Consider the following 3,072-nt stretch of genomic DNA (forward strand, 5'->3'; position numbering starts at 1 on the left):
CTTGCTGAGGGCGGGAGCAGGAAAGAATAGATTTTCCATCTCAATAGCTTTTAGGAAGTTTTAGAGGCCAGCTGTATTTGTTCAAATTTAAAATTGCTGGATTGAATCAACTCTTGTTGCGAATAAGATCAAAATTCCTTACCCTGTTCGGGATGTTAACCTCACTCAAACTTCTTGAAGAGGAAGAGGAGGAGAAGGCATGCGGGTACCACTGGTGATCACAATTCCTTCTTTTTCAAAAACCTCTTGAAGGGCCGTTAAAAATGCATCGGTCGTTGAAAAGGAAGAGAGTCTTTTCTTAACGCATCGCGCCCAAACAACCAGTTCAAACTCTTGGGTTGTCTCCGTCAGCCGGATCAACCAAACTTCTGGATCTTTCGCAAGACTCGAAATCCCTTTTGCAGCTTCTACTGCAAGTGTTTCAACTTTTTCTCTTTTCATTGTCCGCTCAACTGCAAAAGGAATACGAAGACGATGCAGCCCTTCTCCAAGAGTCCAGTTCGCTACCCTTTTAGAGATCATCTCTGTATTGGGAACGATCACCTTCCGTCCATCCAGCGTATGAACCACTGTTGTCCGGATATTGACTTCTAGGACGGTCCCAGTATCACCTGACTCGAGTTGGATATGGTCTCCTGGGCGTACTTTTTTTTCTGCTAAAAGGATGATTCCAGAAACAAAGTTGCTAAAAACCGACTGCAATCCAAATCCAATCCCGACCCCTAAAGCTCCGGCAACAACAGCAATTCCTGTGAGGTTAATCCCTAAATTGGTCAGAGCAATATAAATACCCAGTAGAAAAATGACATAGTAGGAAAGACGACTTAAAAGATAGGGAGGCTTTTGCTTAAATATAGGAGCTTTTTCGATTCCCTTTTTTACAAGCTTAGCCACAAAAAAGAAAAAACCGGAGATCAAGACAAACATGCAGAAGTCCCAAACAGTCACAGGGACCTCTTGTAGAGTAAACAAAATGCTATCCATAATAATGAAGTCTATTGCTTTTGAAAATCATTTTTACTATACCCCAAGCTATGAATAACAACCATAAAAAAGATGTGTGTCAGACTTCTAAAAAAAAGTTTCCCGTAAGGGAGCTCTTTCCTATTAAGCTTGTCAAGTCTTCTATCTTAGAGACCCTCCTCAAGCATCACCCCGATATCGATAAAGGGGGCACTTTCTAAACTTGAAAAAGAGGTTGCCGAAAGCTTAGCGAGTGATGACCTCCTTGCAGAATATGTTAATAAAAATTTTGAAAAAAGCTTGCCTTTGGGGAGAAGATGGCCGATCGGATGGCTAAGTTTGGGGGAAGCTGGAAGTTTATCCTATCCTTCTTTTTCCTACTGATTCTCTGGATGGTCATCAATACCCTCTTCTTTACTGAAGAGAGATTTGATCCCTACCCTTTTATCCTTTTGAACCTTGTTCTTTCTTGCTTAGCAGCGATCCAAGCACCGATTATTATGATGAGCCAAAGTCGGCAAGCAGAAAAAGATCGCTTGCAAGCTAATAAAGAATATCAACCAAACTTAAAGGCAGAGCTTGAAATCCAGCAGCTCCACTCTCGACTCGATCTTTTTATGAAACAACAATGGGAATCACTTCTTGAACTCCAACGTATTCAGCTAGAACTTACTGAAGAGCTTATCGACGGAAAAAAGAAGTAACTTCGATAATGATAAGAGCTTTTCCTTCCTCCACACGAATCTCGATTTCCTCAGACTTTGTTCGATTCCTCATCCCTAAAACTCCATCCAGATCAAGCACTTGGTTCTGAAACTCCCAAGCGAGCCCCTTAGAGGTAATGCGGGCAGGGCCAAAGGGAATCACCGAAAGGGTCGTCCCTTTGGGGACTTTAGAGCGTAAGGGTTGTTTAGATACAGGCAAGCCGATCTTGATCCCCTCTGCGTGGGGATCAAGAAAAAAAAGAGAGAAGCCTTCAGCATGTTTAAGAAGGACCTGAGCGTTCCCTAAGACATGGTCAATTTCTCCTCCACTCACACCTAAAACAAGGCTCGGAAGGATCTCCTTCTCCTTTGCAAAGGCGATACACTTTTCAAAATCGGTTGTGTTCTGATCATCGACCTTAATATAAGATTCATACGGCAGATAGGAGTCCCCATCGCCTACAATATAGTTGGGTTGCACACCTAATTTCTCTAGGCGATGGGCCGCCCCGTCTGCCACAATGAGGGTTGCCTCTTGGTTGATCCAAGGGATCACCCAAGGACCAAGACTCTCCCCATCAAGGAAAATGATGCTGCGGTAATTTTTAAGGAGCTTTTCTATCATGAAACTGTGCAGATGTAAAGCGGACCTTAAAGATAAGCAAAATAATCGAAAAAAAGGTCATGATGCAGTTGGTTACCCAAACCGATTGGGTCCCGGTCATCAACCCGTAAGCAACCCAGCTCACCGAACAGATCAAAAAGTTAATCAGCATCAGTAAGGAAAGCTCTTCTGCAGACTTTAAACGCCAAGTGCGATAAATTTGTGGGAGTAAAGAAATTGTAGATGTTGCCGATGCAACAAAGCCGATGACCATCAAAATCATTTTAAATTCCTCCACTAGAATTATCTAGATCAGGTTATGCGGGTTAAAGCACTACGCGTTTCTCAGCCATAAGTTGGCACCCCGATTAAAAGTCCCTTCAGAATATCATCTTGTTGTTTAAACGTCTAGGTGGAGGTCAAGAGTGACCAGGGCGTTTTCACAAAAAAGATTTGACCACTAACTTTCCCTATGAGGGATACCCCAATCCCTGCTTTCCCTGCCTACGTTCAAAATGTCCGATGGCACATGAATTTTTCGTAATTCATTGATAGTTAACATAAACAAAAAATAGGCATGGTTCAAAATATAGCATGTTGAGGTAACACTTTACCAAAATATAAGGGTCTTATTCATCCTAAAACGAATAGATAAAAAGGCATGGTTCAAAATACAGCATGCTGAGGTAACACTTCACGACGTAGCTTTTCTTCGCCTTCGGCTCCGAAGCTGTGTCGGTTCAGTGGATTTTTTTTGTTAAGCTGAAAGTCGAGCAAAGCGAATATGGTAAGTGGCTAAAA

At 42.4% G+C, this 3,072-nt stretch carries 5 protein-coding genes and 1 riboswitch; of the genes, 2 read left to right on the top strand and 3 right to left on the bottom strand.

Translation table 11 applies throughout. From position 1 onward, the window contains the following. Positions 1-165: 165 nt before the first annotated feature. Positions 166-984 (bottom strand): mechanosensitive ion channel family protein, encoded by an 819-nt coding sequence (locus tag NEPTK9_RS09315; protein ID WP_194848557.1) that lies wholly within the window; start codon positions 982-984, stop codon positions 166-168. Positions 985-1,004: 20 nt separating this feature from the next. Here NEPTK9_RS09315 and NEPTK9_RS09320 point away from each other — a divergent pair, with 20 nt between their 5' ends. Both NEPTK9_RS09320 and NEPTK9_RS09325 read left to right on the top strand, forming a co-directional pair. Beyond that, positions 1,005-1,184: a hypothetical protein gene (locus NEPTK9_RS09320; RefSeq protein ID WP_194848558.1), complete on the top strand. Its 180-nt coding sequence runs from the start codon at positions 1,005-1,007 to the stop codon at positions 1,182-1,184. 96 nt (positions 1,185-1,280) lie between these two features. Beyond that, positions 1,281-1,667, top strand: a complete 387-nt coding sequence (locus NEPTK9_RS09325; protein ID WP_194848559.1) for a DUF1003 domain-containing protein — start codon at positions 1,281-1,283, stop codon at positions 1,665-1,667. Here the strand turns inward: NEPTK9_RS09325 and NEPTK9_RS09330 are convergent. Then, positions 1,645-2,292 carry a thiamine diphosphokinase gene (locus NEPTK9_RS09330; protein WP_194848560.1) on the bottom strand — a complete coding sequence of 216 codons (648 nt, stop codon included), beginning with the start codon at positions 2,290-2,292 and terminating at the stop codon, positions 1,645-1,647. The genes NEPTK9_RS09325 and NEPTK9_RS09330 overlap by 23 nt on opposite strands. After that, a complete protein-coding gene (locus NEPTK9_RS09335; RefSeq protein ID WP_194848561.1) occupies positions 2,273-2,554 on the bottom strand; it encodes a SemiSWEET family sugar transporter in 282 nt (93 codons plus the stop codon). Before NEPTK9_RS09335 ends, NEPTK9_RS09330 begins: the two co-directional genes overlap by 20 nt. Then, positions 2,544-2,648: riboswitch (TPP riboswitch) on the bottom strand. (Overlaps the previous gene by 11 nt.) Between the last annotated feature and the right edge of the window lie 424 nt (positions 2,649-3,072).

The organism is Candidatus Neptunochlamydia vexilliferae, from assembly GCF_015356785.1.
GTDB classification, from domain to species: domain Bacteria; phylum Chlamydiota; class Chlamydiia; order Chlamydiales; family Simkaniaceae; genus Neptunichlamydia; species Neptunichlamydia vexilliferae.

What these genes read in the sequence shown, in the direction of transcription:
- NEPTK9_RS09315 (WP_194848557.1), bottom strand. Translation starts at nt 984, where the DNA reads ATGGATAGCATTTTGTTTACTCTACAAGAGGTCCCTGTGACTGTTTGG.
- NEPTK9_RS09325 (WP_194848559.1), top strand. Translation starts at nt 1,281, where the DNA reads ATGGCCGATCGGATGGCTAAGTTTGGGGGAAGCTGGAAGTTTATCCTA.
- NEPTK9_RS09330 (WP_194848560.1), bottom strand. Translation starts at nt 2,292, where the DNA reads ATGATAGAAAAGCTCCTTAAAAATTACCGCAGCATCATTTTCCTTGAT.
- NEPTK9_RS09335 (WP_194848561.1), bottom strand. Translation starts at nt 2,554, where the DNA reads ATGATTTTGATGGTCATCGGCTTTGTTGCATCGGCAACATCTACAATT.